This window comes from Nocardioides sp. WG-D5 (assembly GCF_054031175.1).
In genome coordinates this window covers 5,402,608-5,423,797 of the sequence record NZ_CM132928.1, presented here as the reverse complement: position 1 = coordinate 5,423,797, position 21,190 = coordinate 5,402,608, and the positions used below count along the sequence as shown (strand labels likewise).

General features: G+C 71.9%; 20 protein-coding genes. 9 read left to right on the top strand and 11 right to left on the bottom strand.

The window, feature by feature from the left end:
* Genes ACWZJV_RS26200 through ACWZJV_RS26190 form a run of 3 tightly spaced genes read right to left on the bottom strand, consistent with a single transcriptional unit; the run spans position 1 to position 4,104 of the window.
* On the bottom strand, positions 1–996 hold the full coding sequence (locus tag ACWZJV_RS26200) for a zinc-dependent alcohol dehydrogenase family protein (RefSeq protein ID WP_457179423.1): 996 nt from the start codon (positions 994–996) through the stop codon (positions 1–3).
* Positions 996–3,200, bottom strand: a complete 2,205-nt coding sequence (locus ACWZJV_RS26195) for an acetate--CoA ligase family protein (protein ID WP_457179422.1) — start codon at positions 3,198–3,200, stop codon at positions 996–998. The genes ACWZJV_RS26200 and ACWZJV_RS26195 overlap by 1 nt, the downstream gene beginning before the upstream one ends.
* 4 nt (positions 3,201–3,204) lie before the next feature.
* Positions 3,205–4,104: a universal stress protein gene (locus tag ACWZJV_RS26190; RefSeq protein ID WP_457179421.1), complete on the bottom strand. Its 900-nt coding sequence runs from the start codon at positions 4,102–4,104 to the stop codon at positions 3,205–3,207.
* Positions 4,105–4,349: 245 nt separating this feature from the next.
* Here ACWZJV_RS26190 and ACWZJV_RS26185 point away from each other — a divergent pair, with 245 nt between their 5' ends.
* The 3 genes from ACWZJV_RS26185 to ACWZJV_RS26175 are packed head-to-tail and all read left to right on the top strand — an operon-like array spanning position 4,350 to position 6,093.
* Positions 4,350–4,979, top strand: a complete 630-nt coding sequence (locus ACWZJV_RS26185; protein WP_457179420.1) for a CBS domain-containing protein — start codon at positions 4,350–4,352, stop codon at positions 4,977–4,979.
* Positions 4,976–5,179 (top strand): hypothetical protein, encoded by a 204-nt coding sequence (locus tag ACWZJV_RS26180; RefSeq protein WP_457179419.1) that lies wholly within the window; start codon positions 4,976–4,978, stop codon positions 5,177–5,179. The genes ACWZJV_RS26185 and ACWZJV_RS26180 overlap by 4 nt, the downstream gene beginning before the upstream one ends.
* Positions 5,176–6,093: a universal stress protein gene (locus ACWZJV_RS26175; RefSeq protein WP_457179418.1), complete on the top strand. Its 918-nt coding sequence runs from the start codon at positions 5,176–5,178 to the stop codon at positions 6,091–6,093. Before ACWZJV_RS26180 ends, ACWZJV_RS26175 begins: the two co-directional genes overlap by 4 nt.
* Before the next feature lie 12 nt (positions 6,094–6,105).
* Here the strand turns inward: ACWZJV_RS26175 and ACWZJV_RS26170 are convergent, their stop codons facing one another.
* The 5 genes from ACWZJV_RS26170 to ACWZJV_RS26150 all read right to left on the bottom strand — a co-directional run bounded on the left by ACWZJV_RS26170 (position 6,106) and on the right by ACWZJV_RS26150 (position 12,157).
* Entirely contained in the window at positions 6,106–6,975 is an 870-nt protein-coding gene (locus ACWZJV_RS26170; RefSeq protein WP_008361436.1) for a carbohydrate ABC transporter permease, read from the bottom strand.
* Positions 6,975–7,940 carry a carbohydrate ABC transporter permease gene (locus tag ACWZJV_RS26165; protein WP_457179417.1) on the bottom strand — a complete coding sequence of 322 codons (966 nt, stop codon included), beginning with the start codon at positions 7,938–7,940 and terminating at the stop codon, positions 6,975–6,977. The genes ACWZJV_RS26170 and ACWZJV_RS26165 overlap by 1 nt, the downstream gene beginning before the upstream one ends.
* Before the next feature lie 2 nt (positions 7,941–7,942).
* Positions 7,943–9,310, bottom strand: a complete 1,368-nt coding sequence (locus ACWZJV_RS26160; protein WP_457179416.1) for an ABC transporter substrate-binding protein — start codon at positions 9,308–9,310, stop codon at positions 7,943–7,945.
* A 31-nt stretch (positions 9,311–9,341) separates the two neighbouring features.
* Complete coding sequence (locus tag ACWZJV_RS26155; RefSeq protein WP_457179415.1) at positions 9,342–11,021, bottom strand: glycoside hydrolase family 13 protein; 1,680 nt, start codon at positions 11,019–11,021, stop codon at positions 9,342–9,344.
* Between the two features lie 116 nt (positions 11,022–11,137).
* A complete protein-coding gene (locus ACWZJV_RS26150; protein ID WP_196874456.1) occupies positions 11,138–12,157 on the bottom strand; it encodes a LacI family DNA-binding transcriptional regulator in 1,020 nt (339 codons plus the stop codon).
* An 89-nt stretch (positions 12,158–12,246) separates the two neighbouring features.
* Here ACWZJV_RS26150 and ACWZJV_RS26145 point away from each other — a divergent pair, with 89 nt between their 5' ends.
* The 4 genes from ACWZJV_RS26145 to ACWZJV_RS26130 all read left to right on the top strand — a co-directional run bounded on the left by ACWZJV_RS26145 (position 12,247) and on the right by ACWZJV_RS26130 (position 16,322).
* Positions 12,247–12,936, top strand: coding sequence for a FadR/GntR family transcriptional regulator (locus tag ACWZJV_RS26145; RefSeq protein ID WP_196874457.1), 690 nt, complete (start codon positions 12,247–12,249; stop codon positions 12,934–12,936).
* Positions 12,933–13,694: a creatininase family protein gene (locus tag ACWZJV_RS26140; protein WP_196874458.1), complete on the top strand. Its 762-nt coding sequence runs from the start codon at positions 12,933–12,935 to the stop codon at positions 13,692–13,694. Before ACWZJV_RS26145 ends, ACWZJV_RS26140 begins: the two co-directional genes overlap by 4 nt.
* Before the next feature lie 106 nt (positions 13,695–13,800).
* Positions 13,801–14,775 carry an alpha/beta hydrolase family esterase gene (locus ACWZJV_RS26135; RefSeq protein ID WP_457179414.1) on the top strand — a complete coding sequence of 325 codons (975 nt, stop codon included), beginning with the start codon at positions 13,801–13,803 and terminating at the stop codon, positions 14,773–14,775.
* A gap of 5 nt (positions 14,776–14,780) precedes the next feature.
* The gene (locus ACWZJV_RS26130) at positions 14,781–16,322 is read left to right on the top strand and encodes an AbgT family transporter (RefSeq protein ID WP_457179413.1); all 1,542 of its coding nucleotides are present in this window, start codon (positions 14,781–14,783) and stop codon (positions 16,320–16,322) included.
* 64 nt (positions 16,323–16,386) lie between these two features.
* Here ACWZJV_RS26130 and ACWZJV_RS26125 read toward each other — a convergent pair whose 3' ends face one another.
* Entirely contained in the window at positions 16,387–17,082 is a 696-nt protein-coding gene (locus ACWZJV_RS26125) for a type 1 glutamine amidotransferase domain-containing protein (protein ID WP_457179412.1), read from the bottom strand.
* Positions 17,083–17,176: 94 nt separating this feature from the next.
* On the opposite strand from ACWZJV_RS26125, the gene ACWZJV_RS26120 reads away from it, so the two are divergent.
* Positions 17,177–18,070, top strand: coding sequence for a LysR family transcriptional regulator (locus ACWZJV_RS26120; RefSeq protein WP_457179411.1), 894 nt, complete (start codon positions 17,177–17,179; stop codon positions 18,068–18,070).
* Positions 18,071–18,076: 6 nt separating this feature from the next.
* Here the strand turns inward: ACWZJV_RS26120 and ACWZJV_RS26115 are convergent, their stop codons facing one another.
* Both ACWZJV_RS26115 and ACWZJV_RS26110 read right to left on the bottom strand, forming a co-directional pair.
* Positions 18,077–19,435, bottom strand: a complete 1,359-nt coding sequence (locus tag ACWZJV_RS26115; RefSeq protein ID WP_457179410.1) for an FAD-binding oxidoreductase — start codon at positions 19,433–19,435, stop codon at positions 18,077–18,079.
* Positions 19,432–20,166: an alpha/beta hydrolase gene (locus ACWZJV_RS26110; RefSeq protein ID WP_457179409.1), complete on the bottom strand. Its 735-nt coding sequence runs from the start codon at positions 20,164–20,166 to the stop codon at positions 19,432–19,434. The genes ACWZJV_RS26115 and ACWZJV_RS26110 overlap by 4 nt, the downstream gene beginning before the upstream one ends.
* 127 nt (positions 20,167–20,293) lie before the next feature.
* Here ACWZJV_RS26110 and ACWZJV_RS26105 point away from each other — a divergent pair, with 127 nt between their 5' ends.
* Positions 20,294–21,166 (top strand): LysR family transcriptional regulator, encoded by an 873-nt coding sequence (locus ACWZJV_RS26105; RefSeq protein ID WP_457179408.1) that lies wholly within the window; start codon positions 20,294–20,296, stop codon positions 21,164–21,166.
* Positions 21,167–21,190 lie beyond the last annotated feature (24 nt).

Here is a 21,190-nt window from a genome sequence, read left to right as displayed (position 1 = left end):
TCATCTGGTCATGTCGAGGACCGCGACGCCACGCACCCGGTCCTCGGCGAGGTCGGCGAGCGCCCGGTCGGCATCACGCATGGCGTACGGCGTGACCTCGGCGTGGATGTCCAGGCGTCCGGCGAGGCGGAAGAGCTCGGCCCCGTCGGCGCGGGTGTTGGACGTGACGGTGGTGAGGGTGCGCTCGCGGAAGAGGTGTCGCTGGTAGTCGAGCGGTGGGACCTCGGAGACGTGGATGCCCGCGACGGCGCAGGTGCCGGCGGCGCCGAGGTCGGCGAGTGCCTCGCGTACGACCTCTCCGGCCGGTGCGAACACGATCGCCGAGTCGAGTGGCGGGACGGCAGCGCCGGGCTCGACCGCGGACGCCACACCGAGCTCGAGCGCGAGCCGGCGAGCCTCGCCGCCACGGCTGACGACATGGACCTCGGCTCCCTGGCGGATCGCGATCTGGGCGGTCAGGTGTGCGCTCGCTCCGAACCCGTAGAGGCCGAGCCGTCCTCCCGGCGGGAGCGCCGAGCGCCGCAGCGCGCGGTACCCGATGATGCCCGCGCACAGCAGCGGCGCGGCCTGGAGCGGTTCGAGCGAGTCCGGGATCCGGTAGGTGTAGGCCGCCGGCGCGACGACGTACTCGGCGTAGCCCCCGTCGTCGTCCCATCCCGTGTAGCGCGACTGCTCGCACAGGTTCTCGGCACCGGCCCGGCACCAGCGGCAGCGACCGCAGGTCGAGCGCAGCCACGGCGCCCCGACCCGCGTCCCGACGCTCGGACCGTGGTCGTGGTCGAAGCGGGCCAGCACCCGGCCCACGACCTGGTGCCCGGGCACGACCGGGACGCGGTGCGGAGGCAGGTCGCCGTCGACGACATGGAGGTCCGTGCGGCACACACCGCACGCCTCCACACCGACGAGGACCTCTCCCTGGGACGGCTCCGGCACCTCCAGGTCGCCGATCGAGAGCCGGCCCCTACCCAAGGTCCGCCACCCTCGCATCGTCGCCATCAGGTGCCCTCTCTCGCGCCGAGCGGCGGACGCATGCTCCTCAGGTCCGGGTCGGGCGCCTGCGCGGCCGGGTGCAGCCGAACCTTCGCGTCGACGACCGAGACGCCGCGCTCGTGCACGATCACGGGATTGAGGTCGATCTCGGCGACCTCCGGAAGATCGTCGGCAAGACGGCCGAGACAGACCAGGAGGTGCTCGACGGCGGCGGCGTCGGCCGCCGGCGCGCCGCGGTAGCCGGTGAGCAGCGGCGCGGTGCGCAGGTCCGCGATCGCAGCGGCCGCGTCGGCACGGTTGAGCGGCGTCAGGAGGAAGCTCCGGTCCTCGATCAGCTCGGTGTACACACCGCCGTACCCCACCATCACCAGCGGCCCGAAGACCTTGTCCTGGGTGACGCCGGCGATCAGCTCGACGCCGGCGGGGACCTGACGCTGGACGAGCAGGCCCGGACGCTCGGCCGCGATGCCGAGGAGCTCGTGCGCGGCGCGACGCACCTCGTCGGGACTCCTCAGACCGAGGCGCACGCCGCCGACGTCGGTGCGATGCGCGACCGGGTCGGCGACCTTGACCACCACGGGATACCCCACCCACTCCGCGGCGTCGACCGCCTCCTCCGCACCGTCGGCCAGGACGCTCGGCAGCACCCCGATCCCGTACGCAGCGAGCAGCTGCCGAGCGTCCGGCTCGGGGAGCCGGCACCCCTCGGGGGCCACCCGCAGTGTGCGGGCGACCACCTCTCGGGCGGTCGCCCGGCTCCCGGCAGGCGCCTCGGAGACCGGGGTGTGGGGCTCGGCGCGCCACTCGGCGTAGCGGGCGATCGGGCCGAGGGCACGGGCGGCGTCCTCGGGGAACGAGAACACGGGCACACGATGGTCACCGGCGCTGATCGGGCGGCTCGGGCCGTGCGGGTCGAGCATCACCGCGATGGTCGTGACCGGGGGTGCGTCCTCGTCCGAGCCGGCTCGCAACGCGGTGCGCAGCGCACGGGTGAAGGATGCGTAGGAGAGGCCGGGCAGCGGGGTGCGTAGCGCGATCAGCATGTCGATCTCACCGCTGCGGGCGATGGTCGAGACCACCTCGGCGTAGGCCTCCCAGCCGACGTCGGAGCCGAGATCGACCGGCATCTGCACGGACGAGGCGTCCGGCACGATCTCCCGGATCGCAGCCATAGTCTCGGCACTCAGCGTCGTGAGTCGCAGCCCCTCGCTCGCGCAGGCGTCGGCGGCCAGGATCCCCGGCCCACCGGCGTTGCTGACGATCCCGACCCGGTGACCGCCGGGCAGGGGCTGGTTCACGAGCACGCTGGTGGTCTGCAGCAGCTGCTCGAGTCCGTCCACGCCGATCACCCCGCACTGCCGGAAGAGCGCGTCCACCGCGTCCGCGGACGTCACCGCCGACGCGGTGTGGCCGAGCGCTCCCTGTCGGCCCGCCTGGCTGCTGCCGCCCACCAGGGCGACGACCGGCTTGTGTGCGCCCAGCCGCCTGGCCAGACGGGAGAACTTGCGCGGGTTGCCGAACGACTCCAGGTAGAGCGCGACCACGTCGGTCGCGTGGTCCTCGGCTGCGTACATGAGGAGGTCGTTGCAGCTGACGTCGGCCTTGTTGCCGGAGGAGATGAACGCTGACAGGCCCACGCCGAGCTCTTCGGCCCGCTGCAGCGCCGCGATCCCCACCGCGCCGGACTGGGTCATCATCGCCACCCGTCCGCGTCCTGCGCTCATGGGCGAGAAGGTGGCGTCCAGGCGGACGTCGGGATCGGTGTTGGCGACACCGAGGCAGTTGGGACCCACCACACGCATCCCCGATCCGCGGGCGATCGCCAGGACCTCGTCCTGCAGGCGCTGCCCCTCCGGGCTCGCCTCGGCGAAGCCGCTGGAGAGGATCACCACGTCGCGTACGCCGCCCTGGGCGCACTCCCGTACAACCTTCGCCACCTCGGCTGCGGGCACCGCGAGGACCGCCAGATCGACCGGTGCGACATCGAGTATCGAAGAGTGGCAACGCATCCCCAGCAGGTAGTCGCAGTGGGGGTTGACCGGATGGACGGTGCCGGTGAACCGCGCCCGCAGCAGGTTGCGCACGACCTGGTGGCCCGGATGGGACTCGCGCCGGCTCGCACCGATCACGGCCACCGAGCGTGGCCGCAGCAACGTCCGGATGGAGTCGACGTCCACCGTCTCCGTGCCCACTTCCGACCGTCCGATCATCCTGCTACCCCTCGCTGTGCTCTGCGACCGGCGGAACCACCTCGACCGGGCAGCCGGACTCGCGCAGCAGCGCATGGCCCGTGCCACCCAGACGACGCAGCGGGAACGCGTGCCCTCGTCTGCCGATGATCAGCAGGGCCGCCTCCTTCGCCGCCTCCTTGATCACCCGGGCCGGCTGACCCCGGCGCACCTCGACCCATGCGTCGACCTGGGCGGAGTTCGGGACGAGCTTTCGTGCTCGTGCGAGGGTCTCCATCAACCGATGACGCGCGTCCGCCGCCAAGCCGGCCGCGTCCAGCTGGCCCAGCGTCGACTCGTAGTAGACGGCGGGGACGTCCCAGGCGTGGACGAGAACCAGACCGCCGTCACGGTCCACCGCCTCCCCGAGGGCACGGGCGACGAGCTCGGTGGAGGCGTCGCAGTCGGCGACGGCGACGACCACCAGCCGGGTGTCCCGGTCGCCGGCCCAGGCGGTCGGCACGACCACCACGGGCACCGGTGCCCGAGACGCGACCCGGCCGGTCACCGAGCCGGTCACGACCCGGGCCAGGCTGTGATGGCGTTCGTCCCCCAGCACCACCAGCGCGCAGTCGCCCGCCGCGTGGGCCAGCTCGGCCACCACCGCACCGTCGCGAAGCGTCGTCGAGACGCGGTCGGCACCGATGAGATCGGCGGCCTCCTTCTCCGCGCGGGCCAGAGCGGTCAGCCCGGCCTCGCGTATCTGGTTCGCCAGGCCGGAGTAGCCGTACGGGTAGAAGACCCCGGTCGCGACGGCCAGGTCGATCACGTGGACGAGCCACAGGTCGGCCCCGCTTCGGCGGGCCGCGTCCGCGGCATAGCCGATCGCGGCTCGACCGCCCTCTCCCCCGTCGACACCGACCAGGATCCGGTGGTGCTCAGCCATCTGTCCTCCTGTGAGATCGGCGCGCCCGTCAGGGGCCGGCCTCTCCACTGTCGCCGGAGGTGCTCCCAGGGAGTCAGGGCCATCGGTGCCGTGGCCGGAGGACCTAGGTCCATGCGGCGCCGTTTCCCGTACCTCGACGGCGGGCCGAAGGTCTCACCGCGGCAGGACCTTGCGCTCATGAGCCACGGCCTCCGGCTGGAGGAGGCTCACCTCATGACGAACGAACACTCCTGGTGGTGATGGTCATGCTTGTCCGAGAGATCATGACCACGTCGCCGGTCACCGCACGGAGGCGCACGCGCGCCAGGGACGCCCTCGCGATGCTCCATGACCACCACATCACCGCCCTGCCGGTGGTGAGCTCGGCCGGCCGGCTCTGCGGCGTGGTCGCCGAGATCGACCTGATCCGCAACCGGGTCCTCCCGGACCCGCGCGCCCACCTGCGCCCGGCGCCTCCCGTGACCGACCGGCCACCGGCGTACGTGGAGGACGTGATGAGCCCGGTGGCGGTCGCCGTGCGCGACAGCGCGGAGGTGTCCGTCGCGGTCGACATCATGGCCGAACGGGGGCTGAAGAGCCTGCCCGTCCTCGACGCCGACGACCTTCTGGTCGGCGTCATCAGCCGGAGCGACGTGGCCGGCGCCCTCGCCCGCGACGACGACATCCTGGACAAGGAGCTCAGCGCGCTCCTGGCCAACCTCGGTCATCGCGACTGGCGCGTCGTGGTCGCCGACGGGAGCGTGACGATCACCGGTCCGGCGACGCCGAAGGACCGCGCCCTGGCCGAGAGCGCCGCGGCGACGGTCGCCGGGGTCAACCGGGTGCGGGTCGCCCAGCCAGAACCTTCCACCCATCGAGGAGTGACATCATCATGAAGCGCATCCTGATTCCTGCCGTGGCGGCCGTGGCGGCCGTCGCTCTCGCCCCGTCCTCCGCCTCGGCCGGTGACGGACGAGACTTCGGACGTCACGTCGTCCACTGCGCCCAGAGCGTCGGCTTCGACGGAGCACACAACCCCGGCATGCACCAGGGTTTCAGCGGCTTCGCCACCGATCACATGTGCGTGATGGCATGAGTACGCCGTCCGCCTCCAGCGCGCCGATCGTCGTCGGGATCCAGGACCCGGACACGGAGGGTGCCCTGCTCGGCTACGCGGGGCGCCTGGCTGCGAGCAGCGGCCACCCGCTGCGACTGGTCCACATCTTCCAGGCCAACGTCCTCCTCGGCGACCCGATCCTCGGTCTCCCGGGCGCGATGCAACCACGGTCGATGATCATCGACGACTCCGCGGTCGGCCGGCTCGCCGAGCAGCGGCTCTACGAGGCCAAGGCACGTGCCCGGGAGGTCGTCGACGGCGCGGTCGAGGTCACCGGGGAGCTGCTGCGCGGCCATGCCGCCCACGTCCTGATCAAGGAGTCCGAGCAGGCGCACCGCGTCGTGATCCAGCGTCGCCGGCTCTCCCGCGTGCGCCGGGTGTTCACCGGCTCCGTCTCCTCCCGGGTCGCCGGGCACGCGCACTGCCCCGTCACCGTGATCCCCGAGGACTGGTCGGCCGCGGGACGCACCGGCGTCGTCGTCGGTGTCGGCGGCGACAAGACCGACGACCAGGTGCTCGGACACGCCCTGGAGGAGGCGAGCCGTCTGAACGAGCCGGTCACCGTCCTCCACGGCCTCGACCTGATGGCGCTTGAAGGTGAGCTGGCCGATCACGCCACGACCCACGACTGGACGATCCGCGGCGAAGGCTACGTGGACGAGCTCATCCAACGGGCCCGAGAACAGGCCCCCGAGGCCGCCCGACCGCCGCTGGTGGGCCGGGTCCTCGCGGAGGCTCCCGCGGACGCGCTGGTCGAGGCAGCCGACACCGCCGCCCTCGTCGTGGTGGGACGGGCATCGCACCTGAACGCCTTCCCGCACCTGGGCGGCGTCACCCGGGCGCTGCTGCGCGAGGCGGCCTGCCCGGTGGAGGTCCTGCCGCTGCCCGCCTGAGCCCGGCGGCCTTCATCCTTTCACCGCACCCTCCAGGCCCTCGCTGCGCAGGAAGAGCCGCTGGAAGAGGAGGAAGAAGACGATCGGGAGCGCGGCCGAGATCGCCATCGCGGCGAGCAGGACGGAGAGGTCCGTGGCCGGCGCGATCGACGGCAGCCGCACGGCGATGGGCTGCTTGGCCGGGTCCGGCAGGACGATCAGCGGCCAGATGAAGTCCTTCCACGCGGCGAGCACCGCGAAGACCGAGACCACGCCGAGCACCGGCCGTGACATCGGCAGGACGACCGACCAGAAGAGCCGGTACGGCCCGGCCCCGTCGATCCGGGCGGCGTCCAGGATCTCGCGGGGAAGGCTGTCGAAGAAGCGCTTCATGATCACCACGTTGAAGGCCGAGGCGCCCGCGGGCAGGAAGGCACCGGCGTACGTCCCGACCAGCGACCAGTGCACGACCGGCAGGCTCAGCACGGTGAGGTAGAGCGGGACGAGCAGCAGCACGATCGGCACGAACATGGTGGCGAGCACCGCGCCGTAGAGAACCCGGCCCAGCCGCGGGCGCAGCACCGAGAGCGCGTAGCCCGCGGTCGTGGCGACCAGCACCTGGACGGCCCAGGAGCCGGCCGCGATGATCACCGTGTTGACCAGGTAGGACGACAGGCCCAGCTCCGTCCACGCCTGCGACAGGATCGAGAGGTCGGGGCCGTTCGGCCACAGCGCGATCGGCGAGCGCAGGGTGTCCTGGGTGGGTGTGACGGCCGACTTCGCCAGCCACAGCAGCGGCCCGAGGCAGACCACCACCAGCACCAGGAGCGTCCCGAGCTGGACACCGCGGACACCCCAGCGCACCGACGTACGTCGCCGGTCGAGGAAGGAGACGAAGCTCATCAGTCGCTCCATCCGCGCGTCAGCCGGAAGTAGATCCACGACAGCAGTGCCAGGCCGACCGCCATCATCAGGCTCAGCGCGGTCGCCGGGCCGTAGGCGCCACCGCCGGTGGTGCTGCCGAAGGCGTACTCGTAGATCAGCAGAAGCAGCGTCAGCGAGGCGTGCGAGGGGCCGCCGCCGGTGAACAGGTAGGGCTCGAGGAAGACCTGGGCGGTGCCGATGATCTGCAGGATCAGGGTGATCAGCAGCACCGGGCGCAGGTGCGGCAGGGTGACGTGCCAGATCTTGCCGAGAACGCCCGCGCCGTCGGCCGAAGCGGCGTCATAGAGCTCCTGCGGCACCGTGGTCAGCGCGGCGAGGTAGATGATCACCGTGCCGCCCGCAGCGGCCCAGGTCGCCTCCATCACCAGCGAGGGCAGCACCCAGGAGGCCGACTCCAGCCATGGCACCGGCCCGAGCCCGACCCATCCCAGCACGGTGTTGAAGACACCACCCTCCGAGGCGTCGTAGAAGGTCTTCCACAGCAGCACCGCCACCGCGGGCGGCACCACGACGGGCAGATAGGCCAGGCCCGCATAGAGTCCGCGCAGCCTGCGCAGCGAGCTGAAGACTACCGCCATGACCAGCGGGATCGGATACCCGACGACGAACGCGATGCCCGCGAAGACCGCCGTGTTGCGCAACGCCACCGGCAGCAGCGGGTCGGCGAGCACCGTGCGGAAGTTGTCCAGGCCCACCCACTCCGCGGGCCCGACGAGGTTGGAGTCCTGCACGCTCATCACCACGGTCCGCACGATCGGCCACCACGAGAACAGCCCGAAGACGAGGAGCATCGGCAGCAGGAAGACCAGGGTCGCCGCGCCGCCGCGCCACCACCTCGCGAGCACGGTGACGGATGACGTACGCCGGCGAGCCGGCCCTCGCACGAGGGCCGGCCCACCCACCCGGGACATGTCGGCGGTCACGCTCAGCCCTTGTCCAGGATCTGCTGGACCGAGGCGTCGGCGTCCTTGAGCAGCGCGGCGATGTCGGCGTCCTCGTCGCTGAGCACCTTCTGCACGACCGGGTCCAGCGCGCCGTACACGGCCTGGGTCTGTGCGGGCGGCTCGGGGATCAGCGAGAGGTCGAACATCCGCGAGGTGTAGCCGGTCATCTGCTCCAGCGGCACGTTGACGTAGTCCTTCACCCAGCCCTGGTAGGTGGTGTACGAGGCCTCGTCGAAGATCGGGAAGGTCGGCGTCCCGACGGGCTGGTCGGCCGCGGTCTGGGTCTTGGCGTCGGCGACGGCTGCCGACTCGTCGGTGTACCTGCGGACCCGGAAGAAGTCGGCCCAGGCCACTGCCGCCTCGGCCTCCGCGTCGCTGGCCTTGGCGCTGACCACGTTGACCGACCCGCCGCCGAGCACGCCGGCGTCGGCCGAGTCCCCCAGCGGGACCGCGGTCAGTCCGTACGTCTCCGGGTCGATCGCCGAGGTGGTGACGAGGGAGTTGTAGACGTCGGAGCCGCTGATGAACATCCCGACCTTCCCGGCCGCGAACGCCTGGTTGATGCTGTTCCAGTCGTAGGCGGTGTTGCCGGAGAACGACTCGTCGCTCCAGCGCATGTCGTGCAGCAGCTGCAGCGCCTGCTCGGTCTGCGGGTTGTCGACGGTGGCGGTGAACGTGTCGCCGTCCTGCGTCTCCATCCGGCCGCCGAGGGCGTAGGTGAGCGTGGTGAGGATCCAGCCGCCGGTGTTGGAGGTGGTCATCTCGGCGTACCCGGTGGCACCGGTGCGGTCGTGGATCTGCTTGGCGGCGGCGCGCAGCTCCTCCCACGTCGTCGGCGGCTTATCGGGGTCGAGGCCCGCCTTTGTGAACAGGTCGCGGTTGTAGTGGAGCGCGTTGGCATAGACGTCCGAGGGCAGGCCGTAGACCTTGCCGTCGGTGCCCTGCGCGGCGGCGAGCACGTTCGGGTTGAGCTCGTCGAAGTAGGGCAGCTCGCGGATCTCGGCGTCCACGTCGGCGACCTGGCCACGCTCGACCAGGCCCTTGGTGTCGGTGAACGGCACCCGGAAGGAGATCGGCAGCGTGCCACCGGCGAGCTGCGCGGGGAACGTCTGCGCGTTCCACTGCCACTCCACCGGCTTCACGGTGATGTCGGGATGCTCCTTGTTGAAGGCCGCGGCCTGCGCCTTGACGGCGTCGATGGTGGCCTGCTTGTCGCCGGGCCGCCAGCCCTCGACGGTGATAATGACGCCGTCGCCGTCGTCCGACGTCTCGCCGCAGGCGGCGAGCGAGCCGAACGCGAGAGCCGCGACCGCGGTGAGCGCGACGGTGCGCAACCGAGTGGATCTCATGGGTCTGTCTCCTGGATGTTGTGGTGGGGTCTCAGGTCGTGGGCCGCAGCCAGACCGCGGCATCGGGGGCGAGCCGGCCGGCCTCGAGAGGCGAGCTGGCCAGCCAGACGTGGTCGCTGTGCGGCAGCTCCACCGGCGCGTCGGTCAGGTTGACCACGCAGGCGAAGTGCGCACCGCGACGGAAGGCGAGGATCCCGGGAGCCGTGTCGATCCAGCGGAAGTCGCCGGTGGCGAGGTCGGGATGCGTACGCCGGATCAGCAACGCCATCCGGTGCAGGGACAGCATCGAGCGCGGGTCCGCGGACTGCGCCTGCGCCGTCAGCCGCGCCCAGCCCTCGGGCTGCGGCAGCCACGTGGTGGTGCCGGGCGCGCTGAAACCGTACGGAGGCCGGTCCCCGCTCCACGGCAGCGGCACCCGGCAGCCGTCCCGGCCGGGGTCGACGCCACCGCTGCGGAAGTGCATCGGGTCCTGCACCCGCTCCGGCGGGATGTCGGCCTCGTCGAGGCCGAGCTCCTCGCCCTGGTAGAGGTAGTAGGCCCCGGGCAGACCCATCGCGAGCATCGCGGCCGCCCGGGCCCGCCGCTCACCGAGAGCGCGATCGGTCGGGGTGCCGAAGCGCTTGGTCTCGAACGCGAACGCGGTGTCGGCGCGGCCGTAGCGCGTCACCAGCCGGGTGACGTCGTGGTTGGAGAGCACCCAGGTCGCCGGGGCCCCGACCTCGCCGTGCACGCGCAGCGTGGTCTCGATGGAGGTACGCAGCGCCGCGGCGTCCCACGGCGCCGTCATGAAGTCGAAGTTGAACGCCGCGTGCAGGACACCGGGCCCCAGGTAGCGGATGAACCGAGAGGTGTCGGGAAGCCAGACCTCGCCGATGAGGGCCCGGTCGGGTCCGTACTCCTGGGCGATCCGCCGCCAGCCACGGTAGATCTCTTGGAGCTCCTCACGGTCGACGTAGGGATGCTCGCCCGGCCGCGGATCGACCGGGACTTCGGGAAGGGCCGGGTCCTTGGCGAGCAGCGCGGCGGAGTCGATCCGGATCCCGGCCACCGCCCGGTCGAACCAGAACCGGAGGATCTCCTCGTGCTCGCGGCGTACGTCCTCGTGCTGCCAGTTGAGGTCGGGCTGCTCGGCGGAGAAGAGGTGCAGGTACCACTGCTCGGGGACGCCGTCGGGTCCGGTCAGGCGGGTCCAGGCGGGGCCGCCGAACTCCGAGGCCCAGTCGTTGGGCGGTTGCTCGCCCCCGGGGCCACGGCCGTCCCGGAACCAGAACCGGTCCCGCTCGGGCGCTCCGGGGCCCGCCTCGACCGCGGCCCGGAACCATCGGTGCTGGTCGGAGACGTGGTTCGGGACGACGTCGATGATCGTGCGGATGCCGAGCTCGAGGGCGTCCTGGATGAGTGCCTCGGCCTCGGCGAGGTCGCCGAAGACGGGGTCGATCGCGCGGTAGTCGGTCACGTCGTAGCCGCCGTCGGCCATCGGCGAGGGGAACCACGGCGTGAACCAGATCGCGTCCACCCCGAGGTCCCGCAGGTAGGTCAGGTGCGCCCGCACGCCGGCCAGGTCGCCGGTGCCGTCGCCGTTGGCGTCGGCGAAGCTGCGGGGATAGATCTGGTAGATCGCCGCGGAGCGCCACCAGTCGGCGGGGCGCTCCGTGAAGACCGGAAGCGCGGCCGGTGCCGGCTCGCTCTGTCGAGGTTCCGTGGCGGTCACGGGCCCTCCCTTCTCAGCAGCTCACAGTCATGTGACGGCCGTCACCGTGACGGCGTGCTGAGACCGTAGAGCCAGCATCAGAAGCGACGCAAGAACTTGACAGAACGTAATTAATTTCAGGACTTTGCGCGGTGGCTTGCAGGTCCGGTCGACCGCCGGACCACCAGCTCACCCTCGAAGAGCAGCTCGTCGACCGGTCCGAGCGTGCCGTCGATCTGGCTCACCAGGAAGTCGACCGCCGCGCGGCCCATCGCCTCGATCGGCTGCCGGATCGTGGTGAGGGGCGGGTCGGCGCAGGCCATGAAGGCGGAGTCGTCGTAGCCGATCACGGACACGTCCGCCGGGGTCGACAGCCGGGCCCGGCGGACCGCCCTGACCGCTCCCAGCGCGAGCGGGTCGCTGGCGCACACGATCCCGGTCACGCCCGCCTCGATCAGCCGCGCCGCGGAGGCCTGCCCGCTCTGGAGGGAGTAGAGGCTGCGTACGACCAGGTCCTCGTCGAACGGCACGCCGGCCCGGTCGCAGACCGCCCGGAAAGCGGCGAGCTTGCGCTCGGAGGGAACGTGGTCGCGCGGGCCCAGCACCAGCCCGATCCGCTCGTGACCCAGGGCCAGCAGGTGCTCGGCTGCCTGCTCCATGGCGTCGGCGTCGTCGCAGACGACCCGTGGGAACGGCAGATCGTCGATGGCCGCGTTGATCAGCACGACTGGAAGGTTGCGCCCGGCCAGCCGGTCGTAGTGGGCATGGTCGGCGTCGCGCTGGGCGTAGGTCCCGCCGGCGAAGACCACGCCGGCCACCTGCTGCTCGAGGAGCAGGTCGACGTACTCCGACTCGGTCACGCCGCCGGCGGTCTGCGTGCACAGCACGGGGGTCAGGCCCTGTTGCGCCAGGTTGGCGCCGAGGACCTCGGCGAGCGCCGGGAAGATCGGGTTCTGCAGCTCCGGGAGCACGAGACCGACGAGCCTCGCCCGCTCGCCGCGCAGCTTCACCGGTCGCTCGTAGCCGAGGACGTCGAGCGCGGTCAGCACCCGCTCACGGGTCGCCTCGGAGACTCCCGGCTTGCCGTTGAGCACGCGGCTCACCGTCGCCTCGGAGACCTTGGCGCGGGCGGCTGCGTCGGCAAGACGTCTACTCATGAACGCAAGAATATAACTGCTTTACGCAAGCTGTCTGCAAGCGCCGCCGATCTTGACCGGCAATTAGATAAGTGATTTAGTCACTTCCTGTGACCAGCAACACACCATCGCTCTCTGAACGCATCGCCGACGGGATCGTCGCCATGATCGAGGCCGCGGGCCTGGAGCCGGGCGACGCCCTGGCCTCCTCGCGCGAGCTGGCCAAGCGGTTCGAGGTGACCACACCGACGATCCGGGAGGCGCTGCGCCGTCTCGAAGCCACGGACGTGATCCGCTTCCGGCACGGCTCGGGCACCTACGTCAGCGGCGGGGTGAACCGGCGGCTGCTGGTCAACCCCCATGTCTCCGAGTCCCGCAGCGAGTCGGTGCTCGAGCTCCTCGACGCCAGGATCGTGCTGGAGCCCCCGGTCGCGGCGGCGGCCGCCGCGGCGCGTACCGACGACGACCTCGCCGCGCTGACGCTCTCGGCCGACAACTCGCTCAAGCCGCAGTACGCCGACGAGCGCCCCGAGCTGCACTTCCACGTCGCGCTCGCCGGCGCCTCCGGCAACCTCCTGCTGCGCGAGACGATCGAGGCGCTGCTGCAGGTGCGGGCCCGCGACCAGATCGAGATCCGCCACCGCTACACCGACCGCGACCGCGACCACGCCGACCACCTCCGCATCGTCGAGGCCGTACGCGACGGCGACCCCGACGCCGCGGCCGCCCTGACCCGCGAGCACCTGCTCGCGATCCGCGACGCGATCGCCGCCACCCTCGGCACGGAGCAGTCCCGATGACCGCGAGGCTCGCGGAGATGACCACCCACGAGGCCGCTCGATCGGCCGAGGCCGGGACAGTCGTGGTGATCCCCGTCGGCGCGTTCGAGCAGCACGGCGCAGGGCTCCCGCTGGCCACCGACCAGATCCGCGCCGAGGCGCTCGCCGAGGCCGTCGCCGAGGCGCTCCCGGGCAAGGTGGTCATCGGACCCGGCGTACCCGTCGGCGTCTCGCCCCACCACCAGGCCTTCGCCGGCACCGTGAGCCTGCGGCCGACGCTCTTCGCCGCCGTCGTGCGGGAGTATGTCGAGTCGCTGGCCGCCCACGGGTGGCGGCGCTTCCTGGTGATCACCGGCCACGGCGGCAACAACGCCACGCTCGGCACCCTGGCCCAGGAGCTGCTGCGCGACCGCCCCGACCTGGAGCTGGCCTGGACGCCGGTGACGACGCTGGCCAAGGACGCCGTCGCGACCATGGAGCTGAGCCCGGTCTCCGGTCACAGCGGTGAGGCCGAGACGGCCCAGATGCTGCACGTCGCGCCCCACCTCGTACGCCACGACCTGCTCGCCCCGGGCACGACCACGCCCGACGAGCTCGATCCGCTCGCCCGGCTGGCCCGCTCGGTGAGCCAGCCCGCCTTGGCCCTCCCCTACGACCGCCTCTCCCCCACCGGCGTGCTCGGCGACCCGCGCCGCGCCACGGCCGAGGACGGCCGCGCCATCCTCGCCGAGGCCACCGACCGCATCGTCGGCTTCATCAAGGAGTGGCTCGACACCTAGGCCACCCGCCCACCCCATCAGCTCGGGACCCCGACCGGGACGCACACCGCGTCGCCGGGCGATCCAGCACACCCGAAAACGCACCGATCCGCCCCAAGGAGCACCCATGTCCCCACGACAATCCCGCCTCCTGGCCCCGGCCGTCGCGGTCGCGGCCGGGGCCGCGCTGTCCCTGGCGCCGACCGCCACCTCCGCTCTGACCCGCGGCTCCGTCCAGAACCAGGCAGCTGGCGAGACCACGCCCTGCGCCAAGCCCACCGACCAGGAGTCCGACAGCAGCCAGAAGTACGAGCTGACCAGCGGCGACCTCGAGCGCAGCTATGTTCTCCGCCTCCCGGAGGGCTATCAGAAGCGCGCCGACTGGCCGCTGATCGTCGCCTACCACGGCCGTGGCAGCACCGGCGTCGAGGTCGAGGGCTACTCCGAGCTCTCCGACCTCCCGGCGGTGGTCGCCTATCCCGACGGTGCCATCGGCACCGGCTCGGGCTACCGCAAGGCCTGGCAGGGCGCTCCGTACGAGGCGCCGGGCGTCGACGACGTCGCCTTCACCCGCGACCTGCTCACCGCGATCGAGGCCGATCACTGCATCGACACCTCCCGGGTCTACGCCACCGGCAAGTCCAACGGCGCCGGCCTCACGGCCCTCCTCGCCTGTCAGCTGCCGAACACGTTCGCGGCCGTCGCCCCGGTCGCGCCGGCGCTCTACCCGGGCGCCCGGGTCGGCTGCGAGGAGGCTCCGCCGACACCGGTCCTGGAGATCCACGGGGTCGCCGACGCGACCATCCCCTACGCGGGCGACCCCGACCGCGACCTGCCCGCGATCCCCGAGTGGGTCCAGGGCTGGGCCGACCACAACGGCTGCACCGCCTCCACCACGCGCACCAACCGCGACATCGAGACCACCCGCTGGACCGGGTGCGACCAGGGCGCCGAGGTCCGGCACGTCGCCGTCGACGGCGGTGGCCACGTCTGGCCGGGCGGCGACATCTACTCCGGTGGCGGCCACGTCACCCACACCATCGAGTCCGCGACGGTGATCTGGGACTTCTTCTCCCGCCACCGCCTCACCAGCGAAGGGTGACTCCCATGACCAGCACCGCAACCCCGACCGGCAGCGAGAGACTGCCGTGGATCATCCGCGCCATGGGCGTGGTCGAGCGCGTCGGCAACGCCCTGCCGCACCCGTTCTGGCTGTTCTGGATCCTCGCCGGGATCCTCGCCGTGATCAGCGCGATCTGCGCCGCCGCGGGCGTCTCGGTCATCTCGCCCGGTGACGGCGAGAGGGTCGTCGTCCAGAGCCTGCTCAGCGGCGAGGGCCTGGCGATGGCCACCTCCACGATGGTCTCCAACTTCGCCGAGTTCCCGCCGATGGCGACCATCGTCGTGGTCATCATGGGCGTCGCCGTCGCCGAGCGCACCGGCTTCCTCACCGCCGCGATGAAGACCGGCATCTCGCGCGTGCCGGTCGGCTGGGTCGTCTTCGCCGTCGCGTTCACCGGCACCGTCGCCCACGTCGCCTCGGCGGCTGCGTACATCATCCTGGTGCCGCTCGGCGGGCTCGCCTTCCGCGCCGTCGGCCGCTCTCCGATCCTCGGGATCGTGGTCGCCTACACCGCGATCGCGAGCGGGTACGACGCCAGCCCGATCCCGACTCCAAACGACGCGATCTTCGCCGGCATCACCACCGCCGCGGCCCAGATCGTCGACGAGAGCGCGTACGTCTCCCCCGTCAGCAACTGGTTCTTCAACATCGCCTCCTCGGTGCTGCTGGCCGCGGTGATCACCCTGATGACCAAGTTCGTGCTCTCCAAGCGGCCCGACCTGGACGCGGACGAGGATGTCGACGACGGCGACTTCGGATCGCTCGAGCTCGACGGCCGTGAGCGCAGGGCGCTGCGCTGGTCGCTCCTCGCCCTGCTGGCCGCGATCGTGGTGATCGCCGCCGTCGTGATCCCCGGCGGATCGCCGCTGCGCGGCGAGGACGGGTCGCTGACCGAGTCGCCGTTCCTCACCGGCATCGCCGCCGTCGTCGCGGTGCTCTTCGGCCTCGCCGGCATCGTGTACGGCACGCTGTCGGGCTCGATCACCAAGGCCGGCGACGTGCCGGCGCTGATGGGCCAGGGGATCAAGCAGATGGCGCCGGTGCTGGTGCTGTTCTTCGCGATCGCCCAGTTCCTGGCGTACTTCGAGTGGTCCCACCTCGGCGACGTCCTCGCGGTCAACTCCGCCGAGGCGCTGGAGACCAGCAACATCCCGGTCTGGGTGGTCTTCCTGCTCGTGCTGGCGCTGCTCAGCGTCGTCAACATCATGGTCACCAGCGGCTCGGCGATGTGGTCGATCGCCGCGCCCGTCCTGGTGCCCATGCTGATGCTGCTCTCGGTGCCGCCGGAGACCACCCAAGCGCTCTTCCGGATCGCCGACTCCGGCTCCACCGCGATCACCCCGATGAGCCCCTACTTCGTGATGGCCCTCGGCTTCCTGCAGCGCTACCGCAAGGACGCCGGCATCGGCACCCTGGCCTCCTACACGCTGCCCCTGGCGATCGCGATGAGCCTCGCCTGGACCGCGCTGTTCTTCCTGTGGTGGGCGCTGGGCATCCCGCTCGGCCCGGGTGCTCCGGTCCGCTGACCCCCTGCGACGAGGCCCGGCGACCTGTGGAGGTCGCCGGGCCCTGTCACGCCTTCGGGGTGGATCAGGCCAGCCGCTCCAGGAGCGTCTTCGCGGTCGAGACGCTGGACTGCGGGTTCTGCCCGGTGATCAGGGTGCCGTCGACGACGACGGTGTCGCTCCACGGCTCACCGGTCTCGACGATGCCGCCGGCAGCGTGCATCCGCTGCTCCACGGAGAACGGGATGCTGTCGCCGTAGCCGCCCTGCTGCTCCTCGGTGTCGGTGAAGCCGGTCATCCGGCGCCCGCCGAAGAGCCAGCCGCCCTCATCGGTGGCGGCCAGGAGACCGGCGACGCCGTGGCACAGCGCCACGACCGGGCGGCCGGCGGAGTCGGTGGCGGTCAGGATCGCGGCGAGCGCAGGGTCCTCGACCAGGTCCGCCATCGGGGCGTGGCCGCCGGGGACGTAGACGGCGTCGTACGCCGCCGGGTCGATGTCGGCGAGCGCGAGCGGGTTCGCCAACTGGTCCTCGAGGGTGGCGAGGTAGGCACGGAAGCGCTCGGCGTCCTCGGGCTGGACGCCGCCCTGCTCGCTGAGCGAGAGCGCGTCGACGGTGGGCTTGCGGCCGCCCGGAGTGGCGATGTCGATCTCGACGCCGGCTCCGGCGAGCGTCTCGTGGGAGGCGGCGACCTCCTCGGCCCAGTAGCCGGTCGGGTGCTCGCTGCCGTCGGCGAGGACGAGGGTGTCGGCCGCCGAGACGACCATCAGTACGCGTGTCACGAGTTGTTCCTCCAAGTTGTGGTTCGGTGATGACGTAACGACGGCCTTCCGCCGCTTCACTCCCGTACCGCCTCCACAGGTCATAATGATTTCTATGACCTCGCTCGACCTCTGGGAAGCGTTCGCACACGCCTACCGGGAGCGCTCGATCAGCGCCGCGGCGCGTCGGCTCGACCTCTCCCAGCCGGCGGTGACCGCCCGGATCCGCAAGCTCGAGCACGAGCTCGGCGCGACCCTGTTCGAGCGCTCCCGGACCGGGCTGGTGCCGACCGAGCGCGCCGACGCTCTCGCCGCCCGGATCACCCCGCTGGTCGACCAGCTCCGCGGCGCCGTCGGCACCGAGCCCTCGATCGGCCCCGCGAGCGTCCGCATCGGCGGCGCGGCCGACGTGATGGCCGCCCGGATCGTGCCCGCCCTGGCGCCCCTGGTGCGCGAAGGGCTCGACGTGTCGGTGGCCACCGGCCTCGCCCAGGATCTCCTCGACGACCTCGCCGGCGAACGTCTCGACCTCGTCGTCTCCTCCGTACGCCCCGGCGACGAGCGACTGCGGTCGACCGCGCTGGTCGACGAGGAGTTCCTCCTCGTCGCGGCCCCGGCGGTCGCGGCACGGGTCGATCCCGCCGAGCTCGCCCAGGACCCGGTGCGCGCACTCGCGAGCGTGCCGCTGGCGGCCTACTCCCACGACCTCCCGATCATCCGGCGCTACTGGCTCACCGAGTTCGACGAGCGACCCACCAACCGCACCGCGCTCGTCCTCCCCGACCTACGCGGCCTCCTCCGTGCCGTCGTCGCCGGCATCGGCGCCTCGGTCCTGCCCCGCTACCTGGTCGACGCCGCCCTCGCCGACGGCACCGTCGTACGTCTCCACGAACCCCGGCTCGGTCCGCTCAACACCCTCTGGCTCGTCACCGGGGCCAGCCCGTCACCGGCGGTCGCCCACGTCTGCCGACACCTGGGCGCCGAAGCCGCCGGCTGGGCGAGCACCTGACGCCGCTCAGTAGGCCTTCCCCGGGTTGAGGATCCCGCGCGGATCGAGGGCGGTCTTGATGGCTCGGTGCACACCGAGCGCGTCCGGGCCGACCTCGCGGGCGAGCCAGGAGCGCTTGAGCAGGCCGATGCCGTGCTCGGCGGTGACGGTCCCGCCGAGGTCGAGCGCGATACCGAAGATGTCGTCGCCGGCGGCGAGAACCTCCGGGGGCACCGGCCCGGACGGGTAGCCGATCAGCGGGTGCAGGTTGCCGTCGCCGGCGTGGGCGAAGGAGTAGATGCGTACGCCGCGGCGGCGGGCGACCTCCTCGACGCGGGCGAACGCCTCGGCCAACCGGGAGCGGGGCACGCAGATGTCCTCGATCAGCACCGAGCCCTTCGTCTCGATGGAGGGCAGCGCGAGGCGGCGGGCCTCGACCAGCCGGGCCGACGTCTCCTCGTCGACACCCTGCTCGATCCAGGTCGCCTCCTTGCCGAGCACGTCGGCGATGGCCTCGATCTCGGACTCCGCGGCGGGGCCGTCGGCCTGGGCGATGACCAGCGCTCCGCCCCGCGCGGCGTACGCGGTCCCCTGGGCGTCGTCGACGACCTGCAGGGTGGCCTGGTCGAGCAGTTCGAGCATCGCCGGCTCTCGTCGGTCCTGGGCCAACGCCGCGCAGGCCCGCGCGGCAGCGTCCACCCCCGCGTAAGCCGCGGCCACGGTCAAGGTCCGCTCGGGGAGGGGACGCAGTCGCAGGGTCGCGCCGACGACCACACCGAGGGTGCCCTCGGAGCCGACGAAGAGACCGGTGAGGTCGAGGCCGGCAACGCCCTTCAGGGTCGACCGGCCGGTGCTGATCAGGGTGCCGTCCGCGAGCACGACCTCGAGGCCGAGCACCGAGTCGCGGGTGACGCCGTACTTCACGCAGCGGAGCCCGCCCGCGTTGGTCGCGATGTTGCCGCCGATCGTGGAGATCGCGGCCGAGGCCGGATCGGGCGCATAGCGCAGTCCGTGCTCGCCCGCGGCCCGGTCGAGGTGGGCGGTGATGACGCCGGGCTCGACATGGGCGGTCTGGTCGACCGGGTCGAGCGAGACGATCCGGTCGAGCCCGCTCACGTCGAGCACGAGCGCACCCGGCGCCGCCACGGCCCCGCCGGCCAGACCGGTGCCGGCGCCACGAGGCACGACGGGTACGCCGTGCTCGAAGGCCAGCCGGAGCGTGGACCGGACCTCTCCGACCGAGGTCGCGTGGACCACCACGTCGGGTATCCCCTCGGCCACGATCCCGGAACGGTCGACGGCGGCCGCGGCACGGTCGGCCGCGCCGGTCGAGACGCCCGGCACCGCGGCGGCGAGCTCGGCGAGGAACCCCTCGGGAAGGGTCACCGGCCGACCCGCCGAACGATCACCGGGAGGTCGGCGCCCAGCTTGAGGCGCTCGAGGAAGAGGATCACCGTGGCCGCGACCGAGCGGTGGGTGACGTCGTTGAGGATGTCGTGGCGGCCACCCTCGACGACATGCTGCTCGACGGTCGAGGCACCCACCCACGGCTTCAGCGCCTCGCCGACCGGGGTGAGCTGGTCGTCGCGGCCGTGGACGACCAGCAGCGGCACCTCCGGCACGCTCAGCGAGATCTCGTCCCACGGCAGCGGAGCCGTCAGGGCGCCGCGCGCGAAGCCGTCGTCGGCGGAGATGGTCCCACGGTAGGTCGGGCAGGCGCTGCGTACCTCGAGCTCGTCCTCCCACCCGGCATCCGCTTCCCCGGAAGCCGTGCCGGGCAGCGCGAGACCGGCGATGACGGCAGCGTCGACCGGCAGCTCGCCGACCAGCAGCGCGGCGAGGGTGGCACCGGTGTCGGAGCCGACCAGCACCTTCGGACCGGGGAGGTCTTCATCGGCCGCCAGCGCGGAGACGGCCGCCCGCGTGGCGTCGAGGTCGTCGAGGTCCACCTCGACGACCCGCACCTTGTAGGCATCGGCGGAGATCCGGCGGCCGAAACGGGCGTACGTCGCGGCCGTCTCGCCCCTCCCGGTGAGCAGGATCAGGGTGCCGCGAGGAGCGACGCCCTCGGGCTCGTCCCAGGTGTGGGGCAGGTCGGTCACGGCGATGGCAGTCATGCCCACCATGCTCGCGGCGGGTGGACGGTGGCGTCCAAGACCAATCTGCTCACCTGATCCATCGCCGATCGTGATCGGTATCTGAGAGGGCACGACATGAATCCCGCGGAGGCCCCACACTGGATATATGAGTATTTCGCTGGACATTGAGCACCTGCGTACGCTCGTGGCGATCGCCGAGAGCGGTGGGTTCACCAAGGCGGCGGCGGTGAGACATATCAGCCAGCCCGCACTGAGCCAGCACGTACGACTCCTCGAGCGCACCCTGAAGCGCCGCCTCTTCGAGAAGGACGGCCGCACCATGCGGTTCACACCCGACGGCGAGCGGGTGCTGGTCGAGGCGCGCAAGATCCTGGCCACCCACGACGCCTCGCTCGCACTCCTCGAGGTCGCCAACCCGACCACGATCACCGTCGGCTGCGTCGAGCACGCCGTCGAGCAGATGCTCCCCGAGCTCCTGCGCACCCTGACCCAGGCCTTCCCAGAGACGGGCACCCGGTTCGAGATCGGCCGCTCGACCCAGCTCTACGACTCGGTCGCCAAGGGCTCGGTCGACCTCGCCTTCGTCCTCGACCCGAGCGGCCAGGCCGCCGGCCACGAGGTCGGCCTCCTCCCCCTCCACTGGTACGCCGCACCCCGCGAGCCGGCCGCCGAGGAGACCTTCAGCCTGGTCGCGTTCGAGGAGCCGTGCGGGCTGCGCGAACGGGCGCTGGCCCTGCTCGCCGAGGCCGGCCACCAGGTCGAGGTCACCGCGACCTCGACGACCCTGGAAGGAGTCCTGGCCGGCGTACGCGCCGGCCTCGGCACCGCCCTGCTCCCCGGCATCGGCGGCAGTCCGCACGGCATCCAGGAGCGCCCCGGCCTCCCGGCGGCCGGCACCGCCCACCTCCGGATGATCGCCCGCCGGGGACTCGACCCCGAGATCGAGGAGACCGCCCTGCTCGCCGGCCGCGACTTCCTGGCCGGAACCCCGAACCTGCGCCTGATCAGCAACGCATAAGCCAGGGCGAAGGATTCACATCCC

What these genes read in the sequence shown, in the direction of transcription:
- ACWZJV_RS26200 (WP_457179423.1), bottom strand. Translation starts at nt 996, where the DNA reads ATGGCGACGATGCGAGGGTGGCGGACCTTGGGTAGGGGCCGGCTCTCG.
- ACWZJV_RS26195 (WP_457179422.1), bottom strand. Translation starts at nt 3,200, where the DNA reads ATGATCGGACGGTCGGAAGTGGGCACGGAGACGGTGGACGTCGACTCC.
- ACWZJV_RS26190 (WP_457179421.1), bottom strand. Translation starts at nt 4,104, where the DNA reads ATGGCTGAGCACCACCGGATCCTGGTCGGTGTCGACGGGGGAGAGGGC.
- ACWZJV_RS26185 (WP_457179420.1), top strand. Translation starts at nt 4,350, where the DNA reads ATGCTTGTCCGAGAGATCATGACCACGTCGCCGGTCACCGCACGGAGG.
- ACWZJV_RS26180 (WP_457179419.1), top strand. Translation starts at nt 4,976, where the DNA reads ATGAAGCGCATCCTGATTCCTGCCGTGGCGGCCGTGGCGGCCGTCGCT.
- ACWZJV_RS26175 (WP_457179418.1), top strand. Translation starts at nt 5,176, where the DNA reads ATGAGTACGCCGTCCGCCTCCAGCGCGCCGATCGTCGTCGGGATCCAG.
- ACWZJV_RS26170 (WP_008361436.1), bottom strand. Translation starts at nt 6,975, where the DNA reads ATGAGCTTCGTCTCCTTCCTCGACCGGCGACGTACGTCGGTGCGCTGG.
- ACWZJV_RS26160 (WP_457179416.1), bottom strand. Translation starts at nt 9,310, where the DNA reads ATGAGATCCACTCGGTTGCGCACCGTCGCGCTCACCGCGGTCGCGGCT.
- ACWZJV_RS26150 (WP_196874456.1), bottom strand. Translation starts at nt 12,157, where the DNA reads ATGAGTAGACGTCTTGCCGACGCAGCCGCCCGCGCCAAGGTCTCCGAG.
- ACWZJV_RS26140 (WP_196874458.1), top strand. Translation starts at nt 12,933, where the DNA reads ATGACCGCGAGGCTCGCGGAGATGACCACCCACGAGGCCGCTCGATCG.
- ACWZJV_RS26135 (WP_457179414.1), top strand. Translation starts at nt 13,801, where the DNA reads ATGTCCCCACGACAATCCCGCCTCCTGGCCCCGGCCGTCGCGGTCGCG.
- ACWZJV_RS26130 (WP_457179413.1), top strand. Translation starts at nt 14,781, where the DNA reads ATGACCAGCACCGCAACCCCGACCGGCAGCGAGAGACTGCCGTGGATC.
- ACWZJV_RS26120 (WP_457179411.1), top strand. Translation starts at nt 17,177, where the DNA reads ATGACCTCGCTCGACCTCTGGGAAGCGTTCGCACACGCCTACCGGGAG.
- ACWZJV_RS26110 (WP_457179409.1), bottom strand. Translation starts at nt 20,166, where the DNA reads ATGACTGCCATCGCCGTGACCGACCTGCCCCACACCTGGGACGAGCCC.
- ACWZJV_RS26105 (WP_457179408.1), top strand. Translation starts at nt 20,294, where the DNA reads ATGAGTATTTCGCTGGACATTGAGCACCTGCGTACGCTCGTGGCGATC.